Raw genomic sequence first — 24,473 nt, forward strand, 5'->3', positions numbered from 1 at the left:
GCGTCTTCTCCCGGCACGACCCGCGCTCAAGCCGCCGCATCCCGGGTGCTGGGCCTTCCCTTTGTGGCCCGCTTAGCGGGTGGGGTCGTGCCCGTGTGCGTGGTCGGAGTGGGCGCCGGTGGCGGCATCGCGACCGTGGTCCCTGCGCTTCTTCTCCCGGCACGACCCGCGCTCAAGCCGCCGCATCCCGGGTGCTGGGCCTTCCCTTTGTGGCCCGCTTAGCGGGTGGGGTCGTGCCCGTGTGTGTGGTCGGAGCGGGCGCATGTTCGCGGTGGCGGCATCGCGACCGTGGTTCCTGCGCTTCTTCTCCTGGCACGACCCGCGCTCAAGCCGCCACATCCCGGGTGCCGGGCCTTCCCTTCGTGGCCCGCTTGGCGGGTGGGGTCGTGCCCGTGTGGTGGTCGGAGCGGGCGCATGTTCGCGGTGGCGCCGGCCGTGCGGAGCGCGGGCCGTGAACGCAGCCCGGCCGTGCGGAGCGCGGGCCATAAGCACAGATGTCGCGGAGGTTAGGCGAATGAAACGTTTAGGTGACACGCGGACTAGAGTGGATTTCAACAGTCCACTGGCGGAAGGCGTAGACTTAGGAGTGCTCCACGGCGGACTATGGTTTTGGAGCACGACGTAATCCCCCTACTTCTGTTTGATCAATAAGCGTAAGTGTTGAGGAATGCACGCGATCACATTTGACGAGCCCGGTGTCGTCAGCGTCGGCTCCGAACCCCCCGCCGAGCTCATCCCCGGCAGCGTGCGGGTGCGCACGCTCTACTCCGGCGTGTCGGCGGGCACCGAGCTCACCGCGTACCGGGGCACCAACCCCTACCTCAACCGGCTTTGGGACCCGGACAAGCGCCTGTTCGTCGAGGGGCGCACGCACTCCTATCCGCTTACCGGCTGGGGCTACCAGGAGGTCGGCGAGGTGGTCGAGGCCGCGCCCGACGTCGCCGCCCCGGCCGTGGGCAGCATCGTCTGGGGCGTGTGGGGCCACCGCGGCGAGGCCGTGCTGCCCGCCGAGCGGGTGGCCGGCCACGTCCTGCCGCCCGGCGCCGACCCGCTGGCGGCGGTCTTCGCCCGCGTGGGCGCCATCGCGCTCAACGCCGTCCACGCCGCCGACGTCCACCTGGGCGACCAGGTCGCGATCTTCGGCCAGGGCGTGATCGGGCTGCTCGCCACCCGGCTCGCCGTGCTCAGCGGCGCCCGCGTGGTCGCCGCCGACGCCATCCCGGCCCGGCTCGAACTCGCCCGCGAGTACGGCGCCGCCGAGGTGTTCGACGTGCTGTCCGGCTCGGCCGCCGAGTTCGTGCGCAAGCGCATCGAGGGCGCCGACATCGCGATCGAGCTGAGCGGCACCCACCAGGGCCTGAACGAGGCCATCAGGACCGTGCGCCGGGGCGGCCGGGTGGTCGCCGCCGGGTTCTACCAGGGCGAGGGCCTCGGGCTGCGGCTCGGCGAGGAGTTCCACCACAACCAGGTGCAGCTCGTCTCCTCCCAGATCGGCGCCGTCGCCTCGTGGCTGTCGCACCGCTGGGACGTCGAGCGTCTGCAGCGCACCTTCATGGAGCTGGTCCAGCGCGGCGAGATCGACACCGCGCCCCTGGTCAGCCACGTCGTGCCGGTGCAGGACGCCGCGGCGGCGTACGAGCTGCTGGACCGGCACCCCGGCGGCGTGCTGCAGCTCGTCTTCAGCTTTCCCCCACCGCAGGATCTCCCATCCCTCCACCACCTAGCCGAGGAGCAGGAATGAAGCTGGCCGTCCAGGAGCAGTTGCTGCCCGGCCGCTCGCTGCAGGAGAAGTTCGCGTTCGCCGTTGACGCGGGCTTCGACGCCATCGAGCTGCGCGGCAAGGGCGACTTCGCCTTCGCGGGCCGCCTCACCGAGCTCAAGCGGGCCCTCGCCGACGGCGTGGTGATGCCGACCGTCTGCGTGGACATGCCCCACTTCATCGGCGACTTCGACCCCGACAAGCGCCGCGACGCCGTGCAGCAGCTCCGCTCCCAGCTCACCGTGATCGCCGAGCTGGGCGGCATCGGCGTGATGACCCCCGCCTCCTGGGGCCAGTTCTCCCTCAGACTGCCCCCGTTCGTGCCCCCGCGCAGCCCCGAGGAGGACCGCGAGGTGCTCGCCGAGGCGCTGAACGAGCTGGGCGAGCACGCCGCCCGCCACGGCGTGCTGATCATGCTGGAGCCGCTCAACCGCTACGAGAACCACATGGTCAACACCCTGGCCCAGGCGGTCGAGCTGTGCTCGATGGACTCCATCCGGGTCGTCGGCGACACCTACCACATGAACATCGAGGAGGACGACCCCTGCCGCGCGCTGGTCGAGGCCGCCCCCTACCTCGCCCACATGCAGATCAGCGAGTCCAACCGCAACCAGCCCGGCACCGGGCACATCGACTGGGCGGCCGAGCTGGCCACCCTCGACGCGATCGGCTACGACGGCTACCTGGCTCTGGAGTGCCGCCTGCGCGGCGAGCCCGAGATCGCGCTGCCGCAGACCGCCGCGTTCATCAGGAAGTTCCGGTGATCGCCGGGGAGGACGCCGCCGGGATATCCCGCGCGGCGGTCCGCGTCCTGGTCGCGAACTGGGATGGCGGGCACACCGTGCCCTCCAGGCGGCTCTACCCGCACCAGTGGAGCTGGGACTCCGCGTTCATCGCGATCGGCAACGCCCGCTGGGCGCCGCGCCGCGCCCGGTGCGAGCTGCTGACGCTGTTCGGCGCCCAGTGGCGCGACGGCAGGGTGCCGCACATCGCCTTCAACCCCGAGGTGCCCATGGGGGCGTACTTCCCGGGGCCCGACTTCTGGGACGTCAGCGCGCCCTCCGGCACCGTGACGTCCGGCATCGTGCAGCCGCCCGTGCACGCCATCGCGGCCTGGCGGGTGCACCTCGCCGACCCCGACCCGGCCTTCCTGCGCCGGATCTACCCGCGCCTGGTCGCCCAGCAGGAGTTCCTGCGCGCCAACCGGCGCAACCCCGACGGGCTGCTGTCGATCCTGCATCCCTGGGAGTCGGGCATGGACAACAGCCCGGCCTGGGACGAGCCGCTGGCCGCGGTGAACGCCGGGCCCCTGGCCGCCGCCGTCCGCCGCGACACCGCCGTCGTCAACGCCGACGAACGGCCCACCCAGCGCGACTACGAGTGCTACGTCGAGATCGCCCGCGCCTACCGCGACACCGGCTACCGCCGGGCCGGCGAGTTCTCCGTGGCCGACCCGCTGTTCAACACGGCCTACGCCGCCGCCGAGACCTCCCTGGCCAAGATCGCCATCGTGTGCGGCCTGGACCCCGAGCCGCACCGGCGCGAGGCCGCGGCCATGGTGCGGGCGATGGCCGAGCACCTGTACGACGACGGCCTGTTCCACGCCAAGGACGAGCTGACCGGCAAGCTGCTGCGCTCATCCAGCGGGGCCGGGCTCACCCCGCTGATGCTGCCCGGCCTGCCGCCCCGGCTCGCCGACGAGCTGATCGCCACGGCGCTGGAGCGCTTCGAGCTGAAGCGGGGCCTGCTGCCCAGCTTCGCGCCCGGCGCGCCGGAGTTCGACTCCGCCCGCTACTGGCGCGGCCCGAGCTGGATCAACCTGGCCTGGATGGTCTGGCAGGGCCTGCGGCACCGCCGACCGGTGGTCGCCGAGCGGATGGCCGAGACCATGATCCGGGTCGTGGGCCGCGCCGGCTTCCGCGAGTACTTCGACCCGCTCACCTTCGAGGGCCACGGCTGCCACGACTTCTCCTGGTCAGCCGCGCTCGTCCTGGACCTCATCGCCGAGTACGGCCTGGACGGCGTGCCGGCGGCCGGCGGCGAGGTCGGTCAGCAGCGCGGGCGCCTCCTCGAAGCCGACCAGATCGGTGACCACGTGCTCGCGTAGCATCGGGCCGCGCTCCCGCAGCAGGCCGACCGTCTCGTGGGACAGGCGCTCCCTGTCCCACGCGTGGCCAAGGCCCCGCGGCACCCTGCCGATCTGCGCGCAGCGCACGGTCAGCCCGTTGTGGTGGAACTCCTCGCCGAGCCGCACCTCGTCGGCGCCGTCGGGGTAGAACGCCAGGTCGATCACCGTGCCCTGGGGCCGCAGCAGCTTCAGGGCCAGGGCCAGCGCGCGGGCCCGGCCGCGGCACTGGAACACCACGTCCGCGCCGCGGTCGCCGGGGCCGTGCCGCCAGCGCTCCTTCAGCGCGACCGCCGACTCCTCGCCCGTGCCGCCTGGCTCCTCGCGCAGCGTCTCGGCGCCCAGGGCCTCGGCCACCCGCAGCCGCTGCGGGGTCTCGTCCACGACCACCACCTCGGCGGCCCCCAGCGCGAGCGCGAACGAGGCGGTCAGCAGGCCGACCACCCCCGCACCGACGACCGCGACGCGGCGGCCGTGCACGCCGTCGCCCAGCTCGCGCACGTACGGCCCGTGCAGGTCGGCCGCCGCGTGCAGCAGGCCGTTGGCGCAGATGGGGCCCATGTGGGCCACGTAGATGCCGAGCAGCGGGTCGATGTCCTCCGGCAGTCGGACGAACCGGTCGGCGAGCGGGTCGGCGACGTAGCCGGTGCGGTGCCCGTACGCCATCGCGACCGGCGTGCCCTCCGCCACGGCCCGCGTGCGCGACTCCACCACCGTGCCCACCTGCATGTAGCCGATGCCGCGTACGGGATACTCCACCGACGCCGTGCCGCGCCGGAACAGGCACAGCGCGGGGTCCCAGGTGGAGGTCAGGTAGGGGTTGGTGCCCTTGACGTAGGTCAGCTCGGTTCCCGCCGAGATCCCGCTGTAGCGGGTGCGCACCATGAACCCGCCGCGGGGCACGTCGGGCAGCTTCTCCTCGACCAGCGTGACCTGGCCGGGCGCCTCGATGCTCAGCGTCGAGACGACGTCCATCTGCTCACCTCTCCGTCTCCAGGGTGACCGGTACGCCCTCGGCGGCCGAGCGCGCCACCGCGTGCGCCAGCCGGTGGGTGGCCAGCGCCTCCTCGTACGTCGCACGCACGCCCGCGCCGTCGCCACGCACCGCGTCCACGAAGGCCCGGTCCACCAGGGTCTTGGCGTCGGACTCCGCGCGCACCATCGTGTCGCCGTCCACCAGCATCTCGGTCTCGTTCAGGTCCAGCGTCACGCCCTCGGCGTGCACCTCCAGGCCGACGCGGTGCTTGCGGTTGAGCAGGCAGGTGGCGGCCAGCAGCCCGGCCGCGCCCGAGGCGAAGCGCATCACCGCGGCCGTGGCCCGGTCCACCTCGCCGTCCGGCTGCGCGCCGTCGTCGCCCGGCACCGCGTGCACCATGGTCACCTCGCCCACCAGGACCCGCGCCAGGTCCAGCACGTGGACGGCCTGCTCCAGCACCTGCCCGCCCGACATCTCGCGCCGCGTCCACCAGGGGACCGGCGGCACCTTGTCCAGCCAGTGCCCGAGCGCGAGGCGTACGGGACGGCCGTCGAGCAGCTCGCGGGCCCGGTCGAGGGTGTCCAGGTAGCGCCAGTGGTGGCCCACGGCGGAGGGGAGCCCGCGCCTCCGGATCTCACCGCCGACTTTCTCCGCGGTGAGTATGTCCAGCGCAAGCGGCTTTTCAACAAATATGGGTAGATCGGCGGATAAGGCATCCAGCTCCGGCGTACCGTGCGCGAAGGGAGGAACGCACACGTAGACCGCGTCCAGCCCGCCCGCCTCCAGCAGGCCGCCGTGGTCGCCGTAGGCCGGAGCACCGAAGCGCGAGGCCAGTTCCCTGGCCTTGCTCAGATCGGTGTCGGCGATTCCCGCGATGGCGACATCCGGGAACCCGGACAGCACGGTGGCGTGCCGGGCCGCCACGTTGCCGGCTCCGATGATTCCGATCCTGGTGACTGAACTCACAGACCGGCATATGCCTCAGGTGCGGCGGAGCAAACAAGAAAGTGGGATTTGCTCGACTAATGTTCCAACCGCTCTGTTTGGGGCAGTTTTGTCCGACCGTGATGCGACGAGTGCGAGTGAGATCGGGGCGACGCATGGAGAACTACTCGGGACGGGGACCGGCCGTGCCGGACCGCGTACGGGAATGGTTCGGGCCGCACACCACCAGCGCGGCCGACTGGCCGCTCGACGCGCTCCTGCTGGCCAAGGGGCCGGTCACGGTGAGCGTCGTCCTGCCCGCCCGCGATGAACAGGAGACGGTCGGCGAGATCGTCTCCATCATCCGGCGCGACCTGGTGGACGCCGTGCCCCTGGTTGACGAGATCGTGGTGGTGGACTCCCGCTCCACCGACGCCACCGCCGCCGTGGCCGCCGCGGCGGGGGCCAGGGTCGTGCACCAGGACGCGGTGCTGCCCGGCCTGCCACCCCTGTCCGGCAAGGGCGAGGCCCTGTGGAAGGGCCTGGCCGCCTCCACCGGCGACCTGGTCGTCTTCGCGGACGCAGACCTGCGCAACTTCGGCGCCCACTTCATCTCCGGCCTGCTCGGCCCGCTGCTGACCGACCCGCGCGTCCAGTTCGTCAAGGGCGCCTACGAGCGGCCGCTGAAAGGGCCGGGGGGCGTCGTGCAGCGCGGCGCGGGCGGGCGCGTGACCGAACTGGTCGCGCGCCCGCTGCTCAACCTGTTCTGGCCGGAGCTGGCGGGGTTCGTCCAGCCGCTCGGCGGCGAGTACGCCGCCAGGCGGCGGGTCCTGGAGGCCGTCCCGTTCGTCACCGAGTACGGCGTGGAGTTCGGCCTTCTCGTGGACCTGCTCGAACGCGTCGGCCTGGACGCCATGGCGCAGGTGGACCTGGGCAGCCGCGAGCACAGCTCTCAGTCCATCGCCGCCCTGGGCAAGATGTCCGGGCAGATCATCCTCACCGCCTGGTCACGGCTGGAGCGGCAGGGCCGTCTCGTGTCCTCCGAGCCTCCGGCGACCGCCCTGCTGCAGTTCGCCCCCGATCTGAGCACCGCGGTGAGCGACGTCGCCGTCGCCGAGCGCCCGCCCCTGATGTCGGTGGTGCGCGAGGCCGTGGCACGGGGGCCGGAGGTCAAGGAGGACGTGGCATGAAGGTGCTGATCAACGCCGGGCCGTGGCTGCCCGTGCCGCCGACGGGGTACGGCGGCATCGAGAACGTCGTCGCCACGCTGATCCCGCCGCTGCGGCGGATGGGGGTACGCGTGGTGCTGGCCACGGTGGGCCAGAGCACCATCGAGGTGGACGAGGTGCTGCGCGTGTACGACGAGGGCCAGTTCCCCCACTTGCAGGAGCCGTACAACCAGGTCATGGGCATCGCCCACGCGCACCAGGCCGCCCTGGTCGCCGAGCTGCGCCGCCGCGACGACATCGACCTGGTGCACGACCACCTGGAGGTGGTCGGCCCCGCCGTGCTCTCCGCGCTCGGCGGCCCTCCCGTGCTGCACACCCTGCACTGGGACCTGCGCAAGCACCCGGACTTCTACGGCTCCTTCCCGCGCGACATCTCCGTCAACGGCGTGTCGAACTCCCAGCTCTCGCGGGCGCCCGCCCGGCTGCGCGCCGCCTCGCTCGGCGCGGTGCACCTGGCCACGCCGCTGGCCGACGCCCCGCCCCTCGACGTGCCGCGCGGCGAGCACGTGATCGTGATGGGCCGCATCTGCCCGATGAAGGGGCAGCACATCGCCGCCCGCGTCTGCCGAGACCTGGGGCTCCCGCTCGTGATGGCGGGGCCCGTGTGCGGGCTGAACACCCCCGAGGAGCTGAACGCGGTCCTGGACGACCCGGGCCACCCGCTCAACGGGCACGGCGACCTCCGCTACCACGCCGAGCGCGTCGCGCCGTACCTCGACGGCGACCTGATCCGGTGGATCGGCGCGGTCGGCGGCGAGGAGCGCGACCGCCTGTACGCCTCGGCGCGCGCCGCGCTGTTCCCCATCCAGTGGGACGAGCCCGGCGGCACCGCCGTCGTGGAGGCGCTCGCGCTGGGCGTCCCGCCGGTGGGGCTGCGGCGCGGCGTGCTCCCCGAGATCATCGAGCACGGGCGTACGGGGCTGCTGGCCGACACCGAGGAGGAGCTGGTTGGCCTGCTGGCCCGCGTGGACGAGATCGACCCCGAGGAGTGCCGCCGCGAGGCCAGGACCCGCTTCTCCCCCCACGTCATGGCCCAGCGCTACCTCGACCTGTACGAACGCACGCTGACCCGCGCCCGCCGCCGGGCCAAGCCCCCGCTGCGCTCCATCGCCGGCGGCGGCATGGCGTCGGTGGCCGCCGCCCGCGCCCGCTGACGGCTCAGGCCGGGCGCAGCCGCATCCGCAGCCGTACGCGGGAGCGCCCGGCCAGCCGCTGGATCGCCACCTCATCGCAGAGCACGCCCATCAGCCACAGCCCGTAGCCCCTGGCCCCCGGTGTGGCCGGCCGCCCGCGCCGGGCGTGCTCGGCGGTGAGCCGGCCCTGCTCGTCGGTGACGTCCACGGTCACGTACGCGCCGTCGTGCCAGCACGTGAGCGTGCCGCGCCCGCCGCCGTGCTCCAGCACGTTCACCACCGCCTCGTTGGCCGCGATCAGCAGGTCGTCCACCCGCTCGGGCGCCAGCCCGGCCCGCTCGGCGCACCGCTGCACGTGCGCGCGCAACCTGCCCAGATCGTCGGTGATCCGGATCCTGACCGGCCTGCGCGCGATCATCTCGGCGTCACGGCCCGGGGTGCCGGGACGAGGAGCGTACGGCCCGCGCCGCCTCGTCGGCCGTCTCGTGCACCAGGAACGCGTGCATCAGCCCGGTGGTCTCGAAGATCCGGACCAGCCGCCGGTTCAGCCCGGCCAGCGCCAGCACCCCGCCGGCCTCCTGAACCCGGGTGCGCATCGCCAGCAGCACCCGCACCCCGCTGGAATCGCAGAACGTCAGCCCCGACAGGTCCAGCACCAGCGCCCGTGGCGCATGCGTCTCCAGCAGCCGCAGGAAGTCGCCGCGCAGCCGCTCGGCGTTGCTGTGATCCAGTTCCCCGGCCGCGGTCAGCACCTCCACGTCGCCCTCGGCAGGATGCGGCCGCAGCCCGAGGATCACCGGGGCCGTCACCGCTCCACCCTGTCCACGCGAACCTCCCGAAGGGCCGCACCGTCGCGGGCCCCTTCACTGTAACGAGTCACGCAGCCCCGCGAGACGGCAAAGCGCCCGGAACCCGTCCTCGGTCCCCGGCCAGTGCCCCCGCACCGCCTCGATCCCCGCCCTGCGCACCACACTCCGCAACACCAGCGCCACCACGATCGCGTCGTCGGCCTGCCCCAGCACCGGCACGAAGTCGGGCACCAGGTCGAACGGCATGGCCAGATAGGCCAGCAGCAGCACCAGTCGCACCCGCACCCCCCGCGGCAACCCGCGGTCCGCCGCCAGCCGCCGCAACAACCGCACCAGATCAGGCAACAGCCGCACGGCCTCCCGCAGCAACGCCCCCCGCGGCCGCGCCACCGCCAGCACCCCCACCATCACCACCCACGCCAAAAGGACCCCACCCACCACACCCGCCAAGATCTCCCACCCCACCCGCACAACCTACTGCCGCCGAACCAAGACGAACACCCACCCCCACGCCCGAGAGGCGAGACCGACGCACCCGCCCGGCAAAAGGAAGCGCAGGGAGGCACGTGCACCCGATAAGTGGCGGGGATCGGGATGAGCGCCCCGCCGTTCACCACCGGGGCGCGCGTAGAAGGGCCCAACGGGTTCGGCCCGGGGCTGTCCGCGTCGCATCCCGGGGTGTGTCCGTGTTCGGGAGAGGGCTGTGGGAGGGCGTCGCGTTCGCGCAGGTTCCGTCACCCGCCCCCATCCCGCCTTGCGGAGAATCCACCATTGCCGGACACTCCCGCATCCCGCGGCCAGGCCGGACAGGTGCGCGACGAAGGGGAATGAGCAGGCTGCCAGGATGCGCGGCCGGGGCCGTTGTCCCTGTGATCGCATCGCTGCGCCGGTCTCTGCCGTTTCCAGCTCCCACCCTGAGGCCCCGGCATTCCCACTGTGCCGCGACGGCGGGTGTGAGGTGTGTCCCCGTGCCGGAGGAGGCGGCGGGAGGGCGCCGCGTTCCGCAGGCTCCGGCATCCAGCCCCATCCCTTGTGGAAGATCCACCGTTGCCGGGACACTCCCCGCCGCGACGGCGAAACCGCGCTGCCCGGCCACCTGCTCCCGGCCTCGGGCATACGTGAGATCGGCTGCGGGCACCGGGATGCTCGGAGCGGAGGCCGCGTGGTGGGGAGGCGTGCGGCCGGATGCGGCCAGGGCGTGGGCGTTGCCCCGGGCGCGTAGACCTGCCGCGACGGGCTCGGGCCCGGCGGCCATCGCGCCGACGGCCGGGGCGGGAGTGCGGGATGAAGGGGGGTGCGGGCTGTCAGGGGTCGGCCGCGCCGCCATCCCTTGACCGCATCGCTTCGCCCCACTGCATCCAGGATGGCGAGTGCTGGAACCTGGACGCCCTTCCGCCTACTTCCTTCCGAACCGGACACCCCCGATCCGGCCGCAGGGATCGGGGTGAGCGCCCCGCTACGGCCGTCGCCGGGAGCGCGCGTAGGCACGCCGTGGCAGGTTCGGCGCGGCGCCATGGGCGTCCCCGCCGCCGGGCAGGGCAGGGCATTGGGCGACGAAGGGGGATGAGCGGGTTGCCGGGTGGTGTGGCCGGGGCCGCCATGACTTGATCGCATCGCTGCGCCCACCGCCCGTCCCTACCGGGCCGGCCCCAGGCAGGCGGGATGGGCCGGGTGCTGGAACCCGCGCACACGTGACGCCCTCCCGCCTCCTCCCCGCCCCGGACGCCCCCGGTCCAGTGGGCCGGGGGCTGGGGTGGTCAGGTAGTGGAGGTGGGGCGGCGTTTCTCGTCGGTGAAGACCTCGTCGATCAGGCCGTAGGCCTTGGCCTCCTCGGCGGTGAAGATCTTGTCGCGTTCGGTGTCCTTGCGGACGCGGTCGATGGACTGGCCGGTGTGGCGGGCTATGAGGAGGTCCTGGAGGTCGCGCATGCGGATGATCTCGCGGGCCTGGATCTCCAGGTCGCTGCCCTGGCCCCGGCCGCCCTCGGTCCAGGGCTGGTGGAGCAGTACGCGGGAGCGGGGGAGGGCCGCGCGCTTGCCGGGGGCACCGCCCAGGAGCAGGACGGCGGCGGCGGAGGCGGCCTGGCCCAAACAGACCGTGGCGACGTCGGGCTTGATGAACTGCATGGTGTCGTAGATGGCGGTCATCGAGGTGAACGAGCCGCCGGGGGAGTTGATGTAGATGCTGATGTCGCGGTCGGGGTCCATCGACTCCAGGGTGAGCAGTTGCGCCATGACGTCGTTGGCCGAGGCGTCGTCGATCTGCACGCCGAGGAAGATGATCCGGTCCTCGAACAGCTTGTTGTAGGGGGTGGTCTCCTTAACGCCGTACGCCGTGCGCTCGACGAAGGAGGGCAGCACGTGGCGGGCCAGCGGTGACCGGTAGGGCATCGCCTGAAATCCTTTCGTGGGCGTCAGGAGGTCGCGACCCGGGCGGTGCTGGGGATCACCTGGTCGATGAGGCCGTAGTCCTTGGCCTCCTCGGCGGTGAACCAGCGGTCGCGGTCGAAGTCGGTGCGGATCTGGTCGATGGGGTTGTCGCTGTGGCGGGCGATGATCTCGGCGAGCGTCTGCTTGGCGTAGATCATCTGCTCGGCCTGGATCGCCACGTCGGACGCCGTGCCGCCGATGCCGCCGGACGGCTGGTGCATCATGATCCGGGAATGCGGCAGCGCGTACCGCTTTCCGGGCGCGCCCGCGGTCAGCAGGATCTGGGCCATCGAGCCCGCGAATCCCATCGCGACCGTGGCGACGTCGTTGGGAATGTATTGCATCATGTCGTAGAGGGCCATTCCCGCGGAAACCGAACCGCCCGGTGAATTGATGTAGAGCCAGATGTCGCGCTTTGCGTCCTCTGCGCTCAGCAGCAGCAGCTCCGAGCACAGCCGGTTGGCGATGGGGTCATCGACCTCCTCGCCCAGGAACACGATGCGCTGCTGCAACAGCCGGCCGTAGAGCTGCTCGCTCACGCTGGCAGGGGGCGTCTGGACGGCGCGGGCCCGGATCGGCGACACGTCGTCGCTCAGGTGCCGGGCCGGGCCGGGAATCTGCCACGGGTTGCTCATGTTCGCTGTCCCCTCATGCCGGATGGCTCACCGGACGCGGGCCGCCACGCGGCGGCGGGACGCGTCCCGTAAATCGGTCGAATTCGACACTAGAGCATTTCCCGTATTCCGGTGCCGCTGTTTTCGCCGACGGCAAATTTCGCTCACGGCCTATTCTGCTTAAAGCGTATTAAGCCCTAAGGGAATTCGAATGCGAAATGGCGGCGGTCGTGGTATCCGCGCGTTCCGGGCCGAGGGCGATTACCGTGGAAAGGGTGGATGAGAATCGGGCCCGCAGGGTCGTGGACGCGCTGCGCGAGCGCGGCATAGACGCCCACCTGGCGAGGGTGGGCGTCTATCAGTTCGGGGTGCGGGTGGCGCTGGGCGACGGGCGCGAGGCCGAGTGGGACACCGACGGCACGGCCGGCCTGGAGGCCCAGGTGATGCGCAACGGCATGCTGGTGGGCTTCGTGCCGGTGATCGAGGGCTCGGAGGATTTCGACGAGGCGCAGGTGGTCGATGCCATCGCGCGCACTGACTACGACCGGCCGATCGCCACGCAGCGCCCGGTCGCGCCGCCGCCGGGCGAGCCGCTGCCGCGCGTGGGCGGGCTGTTCCGCCGCTTCCTCGACGGCTTCCGGTATCGCTGAGCCCCGCCCTGTCCCGCACGCCGTCCTATGCGCCGTCCCGTGCGCCGTCGTCCCGTGCGCCGCCGCGCCGTCTTGACCATGGAAGGCCCCGCGCGTACCGTCAAATTGCCTATACAGGTATGAACAGGACCAAAGGGATGTAATGCGATGGCCGTGAACCAGCGTGACGGCGGGCCCGGCGTCCTGCGAGTGGAGACGAACGGCATCAACGTCATCTCCGACGCCGAGCGCAAGGGCACGCCGCGGCAGCTCTTCTGGCCCTGGTTCGCGGCCAACGTCTCGGTGCTCGGCCTGGGCTACGGCGCCTTCGCGCTCGGCTACGGGATCTCCTTCTGGCAGGCGGCCCTGGCCGGGGTGCTGGGCGTGGTGGTCTCCTTCCTGCTGTGCGGGTTCGTGGCCCTGGCGGGCAAGCGCGGCTCGGCCCCGACGATGGTGCTCAGCCGGGCCGCGTTCGGCGTGCGCGGCAACCGCCTGCCCGCGGTGATCTCCTGGATGCTGACCGTCGGCTGGGAGACCGTGCTGACCGTCCTGGCCACGCTGGCCACCGCCACGGTCTTCGCCGAGCTGGGCTGGGGCGGCGGCACCGCCACCAAGGTCGTCGCCCTGGTGGTCGTGGCCGCGCTGATCGTGGTGGCCGGTGTGATGGGCTTCGACCTGATCATGCGGCTGCAGGCGGTGATCACGGTGGTGACCGCCGTGCTGACCGTGGCGTACATCGCGTTCGTGGCCGATCGCATCGACTGGGCGACGGTGAGCGCCATCCCCGCCGGTTCGGCGCCGCAGCTCGCCGGCGCGCTGGTGCTGCTGATGACCGGGTTCGGGCTGGGCTGGGTGAACGCCGCCGCAGACTACTCCCGCTACCTGCCGCGCACCGCGTCCGGCCGGGGCGTGGTCGGCTGGACGGCCTTCGGCTCCGCGCTGGCCCCGGTGGTGCTGCTCGTGGCCGGGCTGCTGCTGGCCGGCTCCTCGCCGGAGCTGAGCGAGGCGATCTCCGGCGATCCGATCGGCGCGCTGGCCACGCTGCTGCCGACCTGGTACCTCGTGCCGTTCGTGATCGTGGCGGTGCTCGGCCTGGTGGGCGGGGCCGTGCTGGACATCTACTCCTCGGGGCTGGCGCTGCTCGCGGCGGGCGTACGCCTGCCGCGGTTCGCCGCCGCCCTGATCGACGGCCTGATCATGATCGCCGGCACGGTCTACGTCGTGTTCTTCGCCACCGGCTTCCTCGGCCCGTTCCAGGGCTTCCTGATCACGCTCGGCGTGCCGATCGCCGCCTGGTGCGGCATCATGCTGGCCGACATCGCGCTGCGCCGCCGCGACTACGCCGAGGCCGACCTGTTCCGCCCCTCGGGCCGCTACGGCGACGTCCGCTGGTTCCCGGTCGGGCTCCTGGCCGCGGCCACCGCGATCGGCTGGGGCCTGGTCACCAACACCTCGGCCGGCTGGCTGTCCTGGCAGGGCTACCTGCTCGGCCCACTGGGGCTCGGCGGCAGGCAGGGCGAGTGGGCCGGGGCGGCCCTGGGGGTGCCGGTGGCGCTGGTGCTGTGCTTCGCCGTCACGCTGGTCACCGGGCGCGCCGCGGTGCGGGCGCAGGAGGCGGCCGGCGTACGCGAGCCGGTGCCGGAGCGCTGAGGCGGCGGGGCACAGGGGGACGGCGCCCGATGGCGGCGAGGACGACCGGAGAGGGTGAGGGCGGCCGCGGGGCTGCGCGGACGGCCGGGCAGGGCGAAGGCGGCCGGAGGGCGGCGCGGACGCCGCGGCTGAAGCACGAGGGCGTGGTGGAGGCGCTCTCGCGCGCGATCCGCTCCGGAGCCCTGCCCAGGGGCGCCCGCCTGCCGGGCGAGGTCGCCCTCGCCGCCCAGTACGGCGTGAGCCGCAACACCGTACGCCAGGCGCTGGCCGAGCTGAGCGCCCGCGGCCTGGTCGCCACCAGGACCGGCAAGGGCTCCTACGTCGTCTTCGACGGCCGTCCCCCGGCCGAGCGCCCCTCCTGGTCCCGGCCGGTGCCCCGCCCCGGCCTCCGTGCCGCCACCGCCGTCGTCCGGCTGGACCTGCGGCCCGACCCGCAGCTCGCCGAGTCCCTGGAGCTGCCGGACTCGGCCGAGTTCGTGGTCGTGGACCGCCTGACCACGCTCTCCGGTGGCGCCGCCGTCGCCCTGGAACGTACCCACGTCCCCGCCGCCGGCCCGCTACGCGAGCTGCCCGCGACCGGCCTGACCGTCCCCCTGCACGAGGCCCTGGCCGAGGCGGGCCTGCACCCCGACCACGGCGAGGAGTGGACCACGGCGGCCCCGCTGACCCCGCAGGAGGCCGCCGTCCTGGGCCGCGCCCCCGGCACGGTCTTCCTGCGCTCCCGCCGCGTCCTGCGCACGCCGGACGCCCGCTTCGCCGCGCACGTCGATCGCCTCCTCGACCCGTCCTGCTACCACCTGCACACCCGCCTCCCCCCGGAGCCCTGAGCGGCCCGGGGGCGGCGGTGCCCCCACCGGCAGCCTGGCTGCCTCGGGCGGTTTGTGGTGGTGCGGGGGCGCACGCCGGTTCTTTCCGGCATGGCGGCCGGAGGGTTCCCGAAAATCCCGACATTGTTACTTTTTCAGTCATATCGTGGCTTGGGTGAACGTGATCCACTTCGGGCGCGATCGGCTGGCGGCGGCGCGTGAGGCCGCGGGGCGGGCCGCGGAGCTGCTGGAGGACGGCGACTACGAAGGGGCGCGGCGGGCCGCCGATCTCGGGATCGGGTTGCTGGAGGAGCCGGGCGCGGAGGAAGCGGGGGCGGACGCGCACCGGCGGGAGCTGGGCCGGCTGCTCGTACGGCGGGTGTTCGCCCGGTTCTCGCTGTCGGACCTGGACGGGGCCGCCGAGGACGCCCGCCGGGCGCACGCGGCGCTGGACGGGGTCGTGCGCACGGGCGACGACCCCGACGCCTACGACGCGGCCGACGCGCAGGTGTGGCTGGCCGGGCTGCTCGCCGCCGCCGGGCGGGACGACGAGGTGCGGGCGCTGGGCTGCGACCGGCTCGACCGCTACCGCGCCGCGGCCCTGACGACGCCGGAGGAGGCCCCGAGGCTGGCCGGGCTGCTCGGCCGGTACGGCGGCGCCATGCTCGCCATCGGCGAGTACGCGCGCGGCCACGAGCGCGTACGCGAGGCCCTGGAGATCTACCGGGCCCACGCCGGCGGGCTGTCCGCCGAGGACATGGCCCTGTTCGCGAACGCGGCCACCACGCTCGCCGAGAGCCTGGACCCCGGCCCGGAGACCGCGCCCGAGATGCTGGCCGCGGCCGAGGACGCGGTGGCGTACTGGAGCCATCTGGCGGGCCGGGGAGCGCCGGTGATCGACTGGGTCGTCTACGCGATGTACCTGCGCGGGATGGGCCTGGGCGCGCTGGACCACCCCGAGGCCGTGCAGGCACTGGTGGACGCGCGGTTCGTGCTGTTCTCCTTCTACGAGGAGGACTCCCAGGACGCCGAGAAGCTGGCCGGGCTGCTCACCCGGGCCCTGGACGGCCGGGGCGAGGACCACTACATCAGCCGGGACGTCGCCGTGGCCGTGGGCCGCTGGATGCGCATCCGCAGGGACGCCGAGTCCTAGCCGCAGCCCGCCCGCGGCGGCTCCCGGCGTTAACGCCGAGGACACCTCCACCCCGCGACCATGGGGGACCGGCGGGGCGACGCCCGCCGTCAGGGAAGGGCTACAGGGTGCGTGTTCTGGTGATCGAGGACGAGAAGGTCATCGCGGACGGGATCGCGGAGTGGCTGCGCCGGGAGGCGTTCGCCGTGGACGTGGTGTACGACGGCGGGGCCGCGCAGGAGCGCCTGGGCGTCAACGAGTACGACGTCGTGGTGCTGGACCGGGACGTCCCCGTGGTGCACGGCGACGAGGTGTGCCGTTCGATCGCGGAGGCGAGGGCCGGGGCCCGGGTGCTCATGCTCATCGCGGCCGGGCGGGTGCGCGACCGGGTGGCCGGGGTGCCGGCCGACGACTACCTCCCCAAGCCGTTCTCGATGCTGGAGCTGTCCGCCCGGGTGCACGCGCTGGCCCGCCGGGCCAGGCCGACGGCGCCGTCGGTGCTGAGCCGGGCGGGGATCAGGCTCGACCCGGACCACCGCGAGGTGTACCGGGACGACCGGCCGGTGCTGCTGGGCAACCGGGAGTTCGCGGTGCTCGCCGAGCTGATGCGCGCCGGAGGCGAGGTGGTCTCGGCCGAGGAGCTGCTGGAGCGCGTCTGGGACGAGCACATCGACCCGTTCACCAACGTCGTACGGGTGACGGTGATGAAGCTGCGCCGCAAGCTCGGCGACCCGCCCGTGGTGCTGACCGTGCCCGGAGCGGGGTACCGCATCCGTTGAGCGGCCGGCGGGCGGCCCGGTAAGTGGCCCGGTAAGCGGCCCCGCTCCCGCTCGCCGACCGGCCGCTGCTCAGGGACGGCATCGAGCGGACCCGCGCCGAGCGGCGGCGCGGCACGTCCCCGGCCCGGTGCCGCGATCGGTCCCGGCAGGGGGTCGCGGGAAGTCAACGACCTCCCTGTTGGAAGATGTGCCCTCTTGTACGTTTCGGTGCCGTGAACTAGCTTTGCGGCTCAGGCAAGCGCTTTCCAAGGCGATCGCCCTACCCGGTTTTTCCGACCCCCCGAGGAGAGACTGTGCCGGACCCGTTGAGTCGCCGCACCTTCATCGCCGTCACGGGCCCCGCGTTCGCCGGTGCGGTGGCGCCGCTGCGGGCGCGCAGTCAGATCGCCGAGGCCGCCACGGCGCCCCTGGGGGTGACCGTCGCATGAGCGCCATCGGCGACGACCGGCGGAAAGCAGCAACCCCCGTGGAAAGGACGTGCACCGATGCGGTCAGGAACCTTGGCCCGGCTCGCGGTGGCCGGCGCCCTCGTCGCCGCCACCGCGGCCTGCGGCGGTTCGGGCGGTGACTCCGGCGGTGGCAAGATCGAGCTGCGCTTCACCTGGTGGGGCTCCGACGTCCGGCACCAGGTGACGCAGAAGGCGATCCAGGCGTTCGAGGCGGCCAACCCGAACATCACCGTCAAGGGCGAGTACGGCGAGTGGAACGGCTACTGGGACAAGCTGGCCACCACCGTCGCCGCGAACGACGCCCCCGACGTGATCCAGATGGACGAGCGCTACCTGCGCGAGTACGCCGACCGCGGGGCGCTGCTGGACCTGAGGCAGCAGAAGGCGCTGCGCACGAACGAGATCGAGCCGGCCTCCCTCCGGGCCGGCGAGGTGGACGGCGGCCTGTACGGCCTGTCGGCCGGCATCAACGCCTACGCGATCGTGGCCAACCCGGCGCTGTTCGAGGCCGCCGAGGTCGAGTTACCCGACGACGAGACCTGGACCTGGGAGGACTACGCCCGCATCGCCAAGGAGATCACCGAGAAGTCCTCCGGCGTGTACGGCTCGCAGGCGTACGGGAACGAGGAAACGGCCCTTTCGGTGTGGGCCCGCCAGCACGGCGAGTCGCTCTACACCGCCGACGGCAAGCTCGGCGTGACCGCCGCCACGGTCGCCTCCTGGTACCAGAACCTGCTGAACATGCAGAAGGACAAAGGGCTGCCCCCGGCCGACGTCACCGCCCAGGACATGATCGCCCCGCTCGACCAGTCGCTGGTGGGCACCAACAAGGTCGCCATGGGCTGGTGGTGGAGCAACCAGCTCGCCGCGCTGAGCAAGGCCAGTGGCGAGAAGCTCACGCTGCTGCGGCTGCCCAGCGTCACCGGCAAGGCCGCCGAGAACGGCTCGTACTACAAGGCGTCGATGTACTGGTCGATCTCCTCGCGCACCGAGCACCCCGAGGAGGCGGCGAAGTTCGTCGACTTCCTCGCCAACACCACCCAGGCGGGCGACATCATCCTGTCCGACCGCGGGGTGCAGCCCAACACCACCGTACGGGCCGCGATCGGCGGCAAGCTGCCCGCCGAGGAGAAGGCGGCCCAGACCTTCATCGAGGACATCCGCGACGAGCTGGGCCCGGTGCCCGCGCCCCCGCCGCCGGGCGGAGGCGGCGCGCAGAAGATCCTGCAGCGCTACACCCAGGAGGTGCTGTTCGAGCGGCTGCCCCCGGCACAGGCCGCCGAGCGGTTCCTCAAGGAGCTCGGGTCGGAGATCACCAGTTGAGCGGCGAGCGGAGCGGGCGCAGGGCCAGGGTGGCGATCGTCGGCGCGGGCGCGATAGCGGCGCACTCGCACATGCCCGCGCTCGCCGCGCAGGCCCACCGCGCCGAGGTCGTGGCCGCGGTGGACACCGACCCGGCCAGGGTCAGGGAGTTCTGCGCCGGCCACGGGGTGCCCGCCGGCTACACCTCCTTGGAGGAGATGCTGGCGGCCGAGCGCCCGGACATCGTGCACGTGTGCACGCCCCCGTTCCTGCACGCCCAGCAGGTCGTGGCCTGCCTGGAGGCGGGCGCGTGGGTGTGGTGCGAGAAGCCGCTGTGCCTGTCGCTGGCGGAGTTCGACGCGATCTCGGCGGCGGAGGGCGACGGGGGGCCGTACTGCGCGGTGGTGTTCCAGCACCGCTTCGGCTCCGGGGCGCGGCACCTGCGCGACCTGGCCGCGTGCGGCGCGCTCGGGCGTCCCCTGGTCGCGGTGTGCTCCACCACCTGGTTCCGCGCGCCGGAGTACTTCGCGGTGCCCTGGCGCGGGCGCTGGGACACCGAGGGCGGCGGCCCGGCCATGGGCCACGGCATCCACCAGATGGACCTGATGCTCTCGGTCCTGGGGGAGTGGCGGGAGGTGCGCGCCATGGCCGGCCGCCTGGACCGCGACACCGAGGCCGAGGACGTGTCCATGGCCCTGGTCCGCTTCGAGAACGGGGCGATGGCGAGCGTGGTCAACAGCCTGCTCTCGCCGCGCGAGGAGAGCTACCTGCGCTTCGACTTCGCCGAGGCGACCGTCGAACTGCGCCACCTGTACGGCTACCGCAACGCCGACTGGTCCTCCACCTCGCCGCTGTGGTCCCCCGGCGAGGACGTGCCCAGCTCGCACGCCGCCCAGCTCGGCGCGGTGCTGGACGCGTACGAGAAGGGCGTGCGCCCGCCCGTCGGCGGGGCCGACGCGCGCGCCACCCTGGAACTGGTGGCCGGCCTGTACGCCGCCGCGCTCACCGGCGCCCCCGTGCGCCGCGCCGAACTCACCCCGGACCACCCCTTCTACCCCAGAATGAACGGAGGACTGAGCCTGTGAAGGACACCGGCGCCGAGCTGGTCCACGAGATCGGCGGGGTCGAGGTGCTGCGGTACGTCTACCGCCCCGACATGCCGCAGCGAGAGTCGCCCAAGCCGTACTTCCACCCGCTGCGCACCCTGAGCGGCGACCTCGTCACCGGCTACCGGCCGCACGACCACCGCTGGCACAAGGGCCTGCAGATGACCGTCTCGCACCTGTCGGGGCAGAACTTCTGGGGCGGCGGCAGCTACGTGCACGGCCAGGGCTACGTGGACCTGCCCAACAACGGGTCCATGCGGCATGAGGAGTGGCTGGCCCCGGGCGTCGAGCGGCTCACCTGGTGGACCCAGGACGGCGAGCACTGGGTGGACGAGACCCGTACCATCGAGGTCGCCGAGGGCGAGGGGTGGTGGCGGCTGGGCTTCGCCACCACGCTGCGCAACGTGCGGGGCGAGGACCTTCTGTTCGGCAGCCCCACCTCCCACGGCCGTCCCGCCGCCGGCTACAGCGGCCTGTTCTGGCGCGGGCCGCGCGACTTCACCGGCGGCACGGTGCTCGCCTCCGACGGCCAGGGCGGGCCGGAGATGATGGGCCGCACCGCGTCCTGGCTCGCCTACGTCGGGCAGCACGACGAGGTGGACCGGCACTCCACGCTGCTGTTCCTCGCCGGGCCCGGCCAGACCTGGTTCGTGCGCACCGAGCCGTTCCCCGCGGTCAACCCCTCGATCGCGTTCTCGGAGGACGTGCGCCTGCCCCCGGGCGGCGTCATGGACCTCCGCTACGCCCTGGTCGTCGCCGACGGGGCCCTGGACCGCGGCCGGCTGGAGTCGCTGGCCGCGGACCTCGCCCCCACCCCGTAGCCGGGGGACCGGGGCGCGGCGGGCCGGTCAGTACTGGTTCTCGCGCGCGTCCCGGTCCAGGGCCGCGTTCACCTCCGCCTCGTCGATCCGGTCGTCCCCCTGCTGGCTGCGCACCAGGCTGCCCGCGCTGGGCACGTTGCGCCGGTCGGGCCAGGTGGTGTGGTCCCACAGCGAGGAGCGCAGGAACGCCTTCGCGCAGTGCAGGAACAGCTCCTCGACCTCCACCACGATGGCCAGGTCGGGCGTCTTGCCCTGGACGGTCATCCGCTCCAGGAACGGCGCCCCCGTCACGATCGAGGCCCTGCCGTTGACGCGCAGGGTCTCGTTCACGCCCGGGATGATGAACAGGGTGCCCACGCGCGGGCGGCTGAGGATGTTGCGCATGCTGTCCAGGCGGCGGTTGCCCCTGCGGTCGGCGATGGCCAGCCGCTTGTCGTCCAGGACCAGCACGCTGCCCGCCGGGTCGCCGCGCGGGGACACATCGACGTTCCCCTCCTCGTCGGCGGTGGCCAGCAGGAAGAACGGCGACGCCTCGATGAACCGGCGCGACTGCTCGTCGATGTGGTCGGTGCCCTTGTTGGCGATGGACTCGTGCGGGGGCTTGACGAACTCGCGGAGCTCGGCCTCCGTGCCGAGCACCCGCATGCCGGCCGTGATCTCATCTCGCATTCCCCCATCATCCAGGACGGTGCTCTGGACACCGACCCCGGTTCACCGTAACTTTGTTCCGTAACATTGTCACGAAACCTCCTGGAGGCGTGCGTGGACGGCGCGCTCGTCACGTACCGGCTGGACGGGCCGGTGGCCACGATCACCATGGACGACGGCAAGGCGAACGCGCTGTCGCCGCGCATGCTCGCCGAGCTGGACGCCGCGCTCGACCGCGCCGCCGCCGACGGCGCGGTGGTCCTGCTCACCGGCCGCGAGGGGATCTTCTCCGCCGGGTTCGACCTGAAGGTGCTCGCGGCGGGCGGGACCGCGATGCGCGACCTGGTCGCCGCCGGCTTCACGCTGGCCGAGCGGGTGCTCGGCTTCCCGGCCCCCGTCGTCGCCGCGTGCGGCGGGCACGCGATGGCGATGGCCGCGTTCCTGCTGGCCTGCGCCGACCACCGGATCGGGGCGCGCGGGCCGTACAAGATCGCCACCAACGAGGTCGCCATCGGCATCACCATGCCGCGCGCCGCGGTCGAGATCTGCGCCCAGCGGCTCACGCCCGCCTTCCGCGAGCGGGCGCTCGTCCTGGCCGAGGTGTTCCCGCCCGAGGAGGCGGTCGCCGCCGGGTTCCTGGACCGCGTCGTGGACGCGGCCGAGCTGGAGAAGACGGCGCGCGAGACCGCCCTCGCGCTGGCCGGGCTCGACCGCGCCGCCCACGCCGCCACCAAGCGCCGCGTCCGCGGCCCCGCGCTGGCCGCCCTGCGCGCCGCCATCGAGGCCGACCGCGCCGAGCTGACGCCCGCTCCCTGACCCCCGCCCGGCTACGATCCACACCATGCCGAGGGCCAAGCAGCGCACTCCCGAGCTGCGCGAACGCGTGCTGGACGCCGCCGTCGGCCTGCTCGCGAACGAGGGCGTCGCCGCCTTCACCGCGCGCAACGTCGCCCGCGAGGCCGGGACCTCCACCCCGGCCATCTACGAGCTGTTCGGCGACAAGGCCGGCCTCGTACGCGAGGTGTTCTTCGCCGGGTTCCGGCTGCTGCGCGCCCGCCTCGGCGAGGTGCCCGAGACCGCCGACCCCCGGGCCGACCTGGAACGGCTCGCCGAGGTCTACCGGGCGTTCCTGCGCGAGAACCCGGTGCTGGCCGCGGTGATGTTCTCCCGCCCGTTCGCCGACTTCGACCCCGGCCCGGCCGAGATCGAGGCCGGCGGCTCGGTGCGCGCGTTCGTCGTCGCCCGCGTACGCCGCGCGGCCGAGGCCGGCGTGCTCGCGGGCGACCCGGTGGACGCCGCCCACGTCCTGGTCGCGCTGGTCCAGGGCATGGCCGCCGCCGAGCTCACCCACCGCCTCGGCACGTCGGAGGAGTCGGTGGACCGCCGCTGGGCCCTGGCGGTGCGGGCGGTCCTCGACGGCCTGGCGTCCCGGCCCGGAAACGGGCCCCCGCCGGGCTGAACTGCGCGCGGCGGCGCGGCGTACCTACCTTCGACCGCCTCTGGCGAAGGAGCCGCGCATGCCTGGGTCCAAGCTGCGCCGAGCAGCGACCGCCGCCCTCGTGATCTGCTGGGGGATCGCCGCCGCCGCGTCCCCCGCCTCCGCGCACAACGTGCTCGAAGCCAGCACACCCGCCGACGGCGCCGTGCTGGACCGGGCCCCCGCGACGATCCTGCTGGACTTCAACGACGAGGTCCTGCCCCGCGCCGCGATCGTCCAGGTACGCGGCCCCGGTGGCGACCGCGCCGACAGCGGCGACCCCACCGTCACGGCCGACAAGGTCAGACAGCGCGTAGACCCGCCACAGCGGCCCGGCCGCTACACGATCGCCTACCGCGTCGTCTCCGCCGACGGCCACCCGATCACCGGCGAACTCGCCTTCACCCTCACCGAGTCCGCGGCCGATCCGGCGGACGCGGCTGATGCGGCGGAGAAGGCAAAGGAAGACCAAGCCCAAAGCGCCCCCGCCGACACCGGAGATCACGAAGACCCCGCCACGGCGCCGGACACGAGCACTTCCGCCCAGAGGGACGCTTCCGCCGACTCCGGCACGTCCAGGGAAGCGGGCCGCACCGCCGCCCCCCAGCCGCCCCCGGGACCCGCCGGAACCGCCGCCGCCCCCTCCGCGGACGACGGCCCCGGCATGATCCCGCTGGCCCTGCTCGTCGTGGCCCCGGTCCTGCTGGCCGCCGCAGTGGTGCTGACGCTCCGGGCGAGGAGAGGAGCCGCCGATGCCCAAGACACCTGACCGCGCCGCCCGCGGAGGCCGCCACGAGCGCAAGCCCCGCGACCGCAAGCCCCGCCGCCCACCTTCCGGCTACGCCACAGTCACCCCGCTCCCCTGGGTGACCCTCCCTCCCGAGCCCACCCCCCACCCGACCCCCGAGCCCTCGCCGGATACGGCCCAGGCAGGTGGGGTGCGGCCGGATGGGATGTGGCCGGATGGGGCACCACCTCCGGCACCACCGCCTGCGCGGCCCGCGCCGCCCCCGATGCCTGGCGGTTCGTCGCCGTCTTCGGGCCCGGCTCGGGTGCCGTTGCGGCCGGAGGGGCAGGCGGCGGCGGGTGGTGGGGCGTTCCCGTGGCCTGCACCGGTTCCCGACCCCGCCGCCTCCGCCGTCGCGCCGCCGGATGGGGCGTGGCCGGATGGGATGTGGCCGGATGGGGCGCGATCGGATGGGGTGCGGCCGGATGGGGCCCGGTCCGATGAGGGCTGGCCGGATGTGGCACCACCTTCGGCACCACCGCGTGCGCGGCCCGCGCCGTCCCCGGTACCCACCGGTTCGTCGCCGTCTTCGGGACCGGCTTGGGGGCCCTTCCCGTTGGAGACGGAGGCCGTGCCGAGCACGGGGGCGTTCTCGTGGCCCGCACCCGTTTCCGACCCCGCCACCTCCGCCGGTCACCCCCACCCGGCCTCCGATCCCTCCGTGCGTGCGTCTCCGCAACCGGTGTCTGGCGGTTCGTCGCCGTCTTCGGGTCCGGCTCGGGGTGCGTTGCGGGCGGAGGGGCGGGCGGCGGGGGGTGGGGCGTTCTCGTGGTCCGCATCGGTTGCCGAGCCTGCCGCCTCCGGCGCTGCGCCGGGGCGGGATCGGGGGGCGGCGGGCGGGCGTGGGGGGTGGTCCTTCTTCGAGTCCTGGGAGGAGCAGGGCGACGCG

General features: G+C 73.2%; 24 protein-coding genes and 1 pseudogene. 17 read left to right on the forward strand and 8 right to left on the reverse strand.

Going from position 1 to position 24,473, the window contains the following annotated elements:
- Positions 1-667: 667 nt before the first annotated feature.
- The 3 genes and pseudogenes from HNP84_RS43145 to HNP84_RS56955 form a co-directional block, all read left to right on the forward strand.
- On the forward strand, positions 668-1,741 hold the full coding sequence (locus HNP84_RS43145; RefSeq protein WP_185055893.1) for a zinc-dependent alcohol dehydrogenase: 1,074 nt from the start codon (positions 668-670) through the stop codon (positions 1,739-1,741).
- A complete protein-coding gene (locus HNP84_RS43150) occupies positions 1,738-2,523 on the forward strand; it encodes a sugar phosphate isomerase/epimerase family protein (protein WP_185055894.1) in 786 nt (261 codons plus the stop codon). The genes HNP84_RS43145 and HNP84_RS43150 overlap by 4 nt, the downstream gene beginning before the upstream one ends.
- Before the next feature lie 77 nt (positions 2,524-2,600).
- A pseudogene (locus HNP84_RS56955) lies at positions 2,601-3,725 on the forward strand (MGH1-like glycoside hydrolase domain-containing protein); the annotation flags it as partial.
- Between the two features lie 9 nt (positions 3,726-3,734).
- Here HNP84_RS56955 and HNP84_RS43160 read toward each other — a convergent pair.
- Together HNP84_RS43160 and HNP84_RS56530 are read right to left on the reverse strand one after the other, a co-directional pair.
- On the reverse strand, positions 3,735-4,859 hold the full coding sequence (locus HNP84_RS43160) for a zinc-dependent alcohol dehydrogenase (protein WP_185055895.1): 1,125 nt from the start codon (positions 4,857-4,859) through the stop codon (positions 3,735-3,737).
- Between the two features lie 4 nt (positions 4,860-4,863).
- Positions 4,864-5,826, reverse strand: coding sequence for a Gfo/Idh/MocA family protein (locus HNP84_RS56530; protein ID WP_221337485.1), 963 nt, complete (start codon positions 5,824-5,826; stop codon positions 4,864-4,866).
- 134 nt (positions 5,827-5,960) lie between these two features.
- On the opposite strand from HNP84_RS56530, the gene HNP84_RS43170 reads away from it, so the two are divergent.
- Together HNP84_RS43170 and HNP84_RS43175 are read left to right on the forward strand one after the other, a co-directional pair.
- Positions 5,961-6,974 (forward strand): glucosyl-3-phosphoglycerate synthase, encoded by a 1,014-nt coding sequence (locus HNP84_RS43170; protein ID WP_185055999.1) that lies wholly within the window; start codon positions 5,961-5,963, stop codon positions 6,972-6,974.
- On the forward strand, positions 6,971-8,167 hold the full coding sequence (locus HNP84_RS43175; RefSeq protein ID WP_185055896.1) for a glycosyltransferase: 1,197 nt from the start codon (positions 6,971-6,973) through the stop codon (positions 8,165-8,167). The genes HNP84_RS43170 and HNP84_RS43175 overlap by 4 nt, the downstream gene beginning before the upstream one ends.
- Before the next feature lie 4 nt (positions 8,168-8,171).
- Here the strand turns inward: HNP84_RS43175 and HNP84_RS43180 are convergent, their stop codons facing one another.
- The 5 genes from HNP84_RS43180 to HNP84_RS43200 form a co-directional block, all read right to left on the reverse strand.
- A complete protein-coding gene (locus HNP84_RS43180) occupies positions 8,172-8,564 on the reverse strand; it encodes an ATP-binding protein (protein WP_185055897.1) in 393 nt (130 codons plus the stop codon).
- A 7-nt stretch (positions 8,565-8,571) separates the two neighbouring features.
- Positions 8,572-8,955 carry an STAS domain-containing protein gene (locus HNP84_RS43185; protein WP_312926983.1) on the reverse strand — a complete coding sequence of 128 codons (384 nt, stop codon included), beginning with the start codon at positions 8,953-8,955 and terminating at the stop codon, positions 8,572-8,574.
- A gap of 54 nt (positions 8,956-9,009) precedes the next feature.
- Positions 9,010-9,396 (reverse strand): YkvA family protein, encoded by a 387-nt coding sequence (locus HNP84_RS43190; protein WP_312926985.1) that lies wholly within the window; start codon positions 9,394-9,396, stop codon positions 9,010-9,012.
- Positions 9,397-10,712: 1,316 nt separating this feature from the next.
- Positions 10,713-11,345 (reverse strand): ATP-dependent Clp protease proteolytic subunit, encoded by a 633-nt coding sequence (locus HNP84_RS43195; RefSeq protein ID WP_185055898.1) that lies wholly within the window; start codon positions 11,343-11,345, stop codon positions 10,713-10,715.
- A gap of 23 nt (positions 11,346-11,368) precedes the next feature.
- Positions 11,369-12,019 carry a ClpP family protease gene (locus HNP84_RS43200; RefSeq protein ID WP_185055899.1) on the reverse strand — a complete coding sequence of 217 codons (651 nt, stop codon included), beginning with the start codon at positions 12,017-12,019 and terminating at the stop codon, positions 11,369-11,371.
- A gap of 254 nt (positions 12,020-12,273) precedes the next feature.
- On the opposite strand from HNP84_RS43200, the gene HNP84_RS43205 reads away from it, so the two are divergent.
- The 9 genes from HNP84_RS43205 to HNP84_RS43240 all read left to right on the forward strand — a co-directional run bounded on the left by HNP84_RS43205 (position 12,274) and on the right by HNP84_RS43240 (position 20,672).
- Entirely contained in the window at positions 12,274-12,648 is a 375-nt protein-coding gene (locus HNP84_RS43205; RefSeq protein ID WP_185055900.1) for a hypothetical protein, read from the forward strand.
- A gap of 147 nt (positions 12,649-12,795) precedes the next feature.
- Positions 12,796-14,277, forward strand: a complete 1,482-nt coding sequence (locus HNP84_RS43210) for a purine-cytosine permease family protein (protein WP_185055901.1) — start codon at positions 12,796-12,798, stop codon at positions 14,275-14,277.
- Positions 14,278-14,306: 29 nt separating this feature from the next.
- Complete coding sequence (locus HNP84_RS43215; RefSeq protein ID WP_185055902.1) at positions 14,307-15,104, forward strand: GntR family transcriptional regulator; 798 nt, start codon at positions 14,307-14,309, stop codon at positions 15,102-15,104.
- A gap of 154 nt (positions 15,105-15,258) precedes the next feature.
- Positions 15,259-16,236, forward strand: a complete 978-nt coding sequence (locus HNP84_RS43220) for a hypothetical protein (protein WP_185055903.1) — start codon at positions 15,259-15,261, stop codon at positions 16,234-16,236.
- A gap of 107 nt (positions 16,237-16,343) precedes the next feature.
- Positions 16,344-16,994: a response regulator transcription factor gene (locus HNP84_RS43225; RefSeq protein ID WP_185055904.1), complete on the forward strand. Its 651-nt coding sequence runs from the start codon at positions 16,344-16,346 to the stop codon at positions 16,992-16,994.
- Positions 16,995-17,287: 293 nt separating this feature from the next.
- A complete protein-coding gene (locus HNP84_RS55630; protein WP_281396462.1) occupies positions 17,288-17,422 on the forward strand; it encodes a hypothetical protein in 135 nt (44 codons plus the stop codon).
- Positions 17,423-17,479: 57 nt separating this feature from the next.
- Positions 17,480-18,766, forward strand: a complete 1,287-nt coding sequence (locus HNP84_RS43230; RefSeq protein WP_185055905.1) for an ABC transporter substrate-binding protein — start codon at positions 17,480-17,482, stop codon at positions 18,764-18,766.
- Positions 18,763-19,830, forward strand: a complete 1,068-nt coding sequence (locus tag HNP84_RS43235) for a Gfo/Idh/MocA family protein (protein ID WP_281396463.1) — start codon at positions 18,763-18,765, stop codon at positions 19,828-19,830. Before HNP84_RS43230 ends, HNP84_RS43235 begins: the two co-directional genes overlap by 4 nt.
- Positions 19,827-20,672, forward strand: coding sequence for a DUF6807 domain-containing protein (locus tag HNP84_RS43240; protein WP_185055906.1), 846 nt, complete (start codon positions 19,827-19,829; stop codon positions 20,670-20,672). Before HNP84_RS43235 ends, HNP84_RS43240 begins: the two co-directional genes overlap by 4 nt.
- Positions 20,673-20,699: 27 nt before the next feature.
- Here HNP84_RS43240 and HNP84_RS43245 read toward each other — a convergent pair whose 3' ends face one another.
- Positions 20,700-21,341, reverse strand: coding sequence for a pyridoxamine 5'-phosphate oxidase family protein (locus tag HNP84_RS43245; protein ID WP_221337487.1), 642 nt, complete (start codon positions 21,339-21,341; stop codon positions 20,700-20,702).
- Between the two features lie 66 nt (positions 21,342-21,407).
- Between HNP84_RS43245 and HNP84_RS43250 the strand changes: the two genes are divergently transcribed.
- The 3 genes from HNP84_RS43250 to HNP84_RS43260 are packed head-to-tail and all read left to right on the forward strand — an operon-like array spanning position 21,408 to position 23,566.
- A complete protein-coding gene (locus HNP84_RS43250) occupies positions 21,408-22,136 on the forward strand; it encodes a crotonase/enoyl-CoA hydratase family protein (RefSeq protein WP_221337488.1) in 729 nt (242 codons plus the stop codon).
- 25 nt (positions 22,137-22,161) lie between these two features.
- Entirely contained in the window at positions 22,162-22,779 is a 618-nt protein-coding gene (locus HNP84_RS43255) for a TetR/AcrR family transcriptional regulator (RefSeq protein ID WP_185055907.1), read from the forward strand.
- A gap of 58 nt (positions 22,780-22,837) precedes the next feature.
- Entirely contained in the window at positions 22,838-23,566 is a 729-nt protein-coding gene (locus HNP84_RS43260) for a copper resistance CopC family protein (protein ID WP_185055908.1), read from the forward strand.
- Positions 23,567-24,473 lie beyond the last annotated feature (907 nt).

The organism is Thermocatellispora tengchongensis, assembly GCF_014202315.1.
Taxonomy (GTDB): Bacteria; Actinomycetota; Actinomycetes; order Streptosporangiales; family Streptosporangiaceae; genus Thermocatellispora; species Thermocatellispora tengchongensis.

What these genes read in the sequence shown, in the direction of transcription:
- HNP84_RS43145 (WP_185055893.1), top strand. Translation starts at nt 668, where the DNA reads ATGCACGCGATCACATTTGACGAGCCCGGTGTCGTCAGCGTCGGCTCC.
- HNP84_RS43150 (WP_185055894.1), top strand. Translation starts at nt 1,738, where the DNA reads ATGAAGCTGGCCGTCCAGGAGCAGTTGCTGCCCGGCCGCTCGCTGCAG.
- HNP84_RS43160 (WP_185055895.1), bottom strand. Translation starts at nt 4,859, where the DNA reads ATGGACGTCGTCTCGACGCTGAGCATCGAGGCGCCCGGCCAGGTCACG.
- HNP84_RS43170 (WP_185055999.1), top strand. Translation starts at nt 5,961, where the DNA reads ATGGAGAACTACTCGGGACGGGGACCGGCCGTGCCGGACCGCGTACGG.
- HNP84_RS43175 (WP_185055896.1), top strand. Translation starts at nt 6,971, where the DNA reads ATGAAGGTGCTGATCAACGCCGGGCCGTGGCTGCCCGTGCCGCCGACG.
- HNP84_RS43180 (WP_185055897.1), bottom strand. Translation starts at nt 8,564, where the DNA reads ATGATCGCGCGCAGGCCGGTCAGGATCCGGATCACCGACGATCTGGGC.
- HNP84_RS43195 (WP_185055898.1), bottom strand. Translation starts at nt 11,345, where the DNA reads ATGCCCTACCGGTCACCGCTGGCCCGCCACGTGCTGCCCTCCTTCGTC.
- HNP84_RS43200 (WP_185055899.1), bottom strand. Translation starts at nt 12,019, where the DNA reads ATGAGCAACCCGTGGCAGATTCCCGGCCCGGCCCGGCACCTGAGCGAC.
- HNP84_RS43210 (WP_185055901.1), top strand. Translation starts at nt 12,796, where the DNA reads ATGGCCGTGAACCAGCGTGACGGCGGGCCCGGCGTCCTGCGAGTGGAG.
- HNP84_RS43215 (WP_185055902.1), top strand. Translation starts at nt 14,307, where the DNA reads ATGGCGGCGAGGACGACCGGAGAGGGTGAGGGCGGCCGCGGGGCTGCG.
- HNP84_RS43230 (WP_185055905.1), top strand. Translation starts at nt 17,480, where the DNA reads ATGCGGTCAGGAACCTTGGCCCGGCTCGCGGTGGCCGGCGCCCTCGTC.
- HNP84_RS43245 (WP_221337487.1), bottom strand. Translation starts at nt 21,341, where the DNA reads ATGCGAGATGAGATCACGGCCGGCATGCGGGTGCTCGGCACGGAGGCC.
- HNP84_RS43255 (WP_185055907.1), top strand. Translation starts at nt 22,162, where the DNA reads ATGCCGAGGGCCAAGCAGCGCACTCCCGAGCTGCGCGAACGCGTGCTG.
- HNP84_RS43260 (WP_185055908.1), top strand. Translation starts at nt 22,838, where the DNA reads ATGCCTGGGTCCAAGCTGCGCCGAGCAGCGACCGCCGCCCTCGTGATC.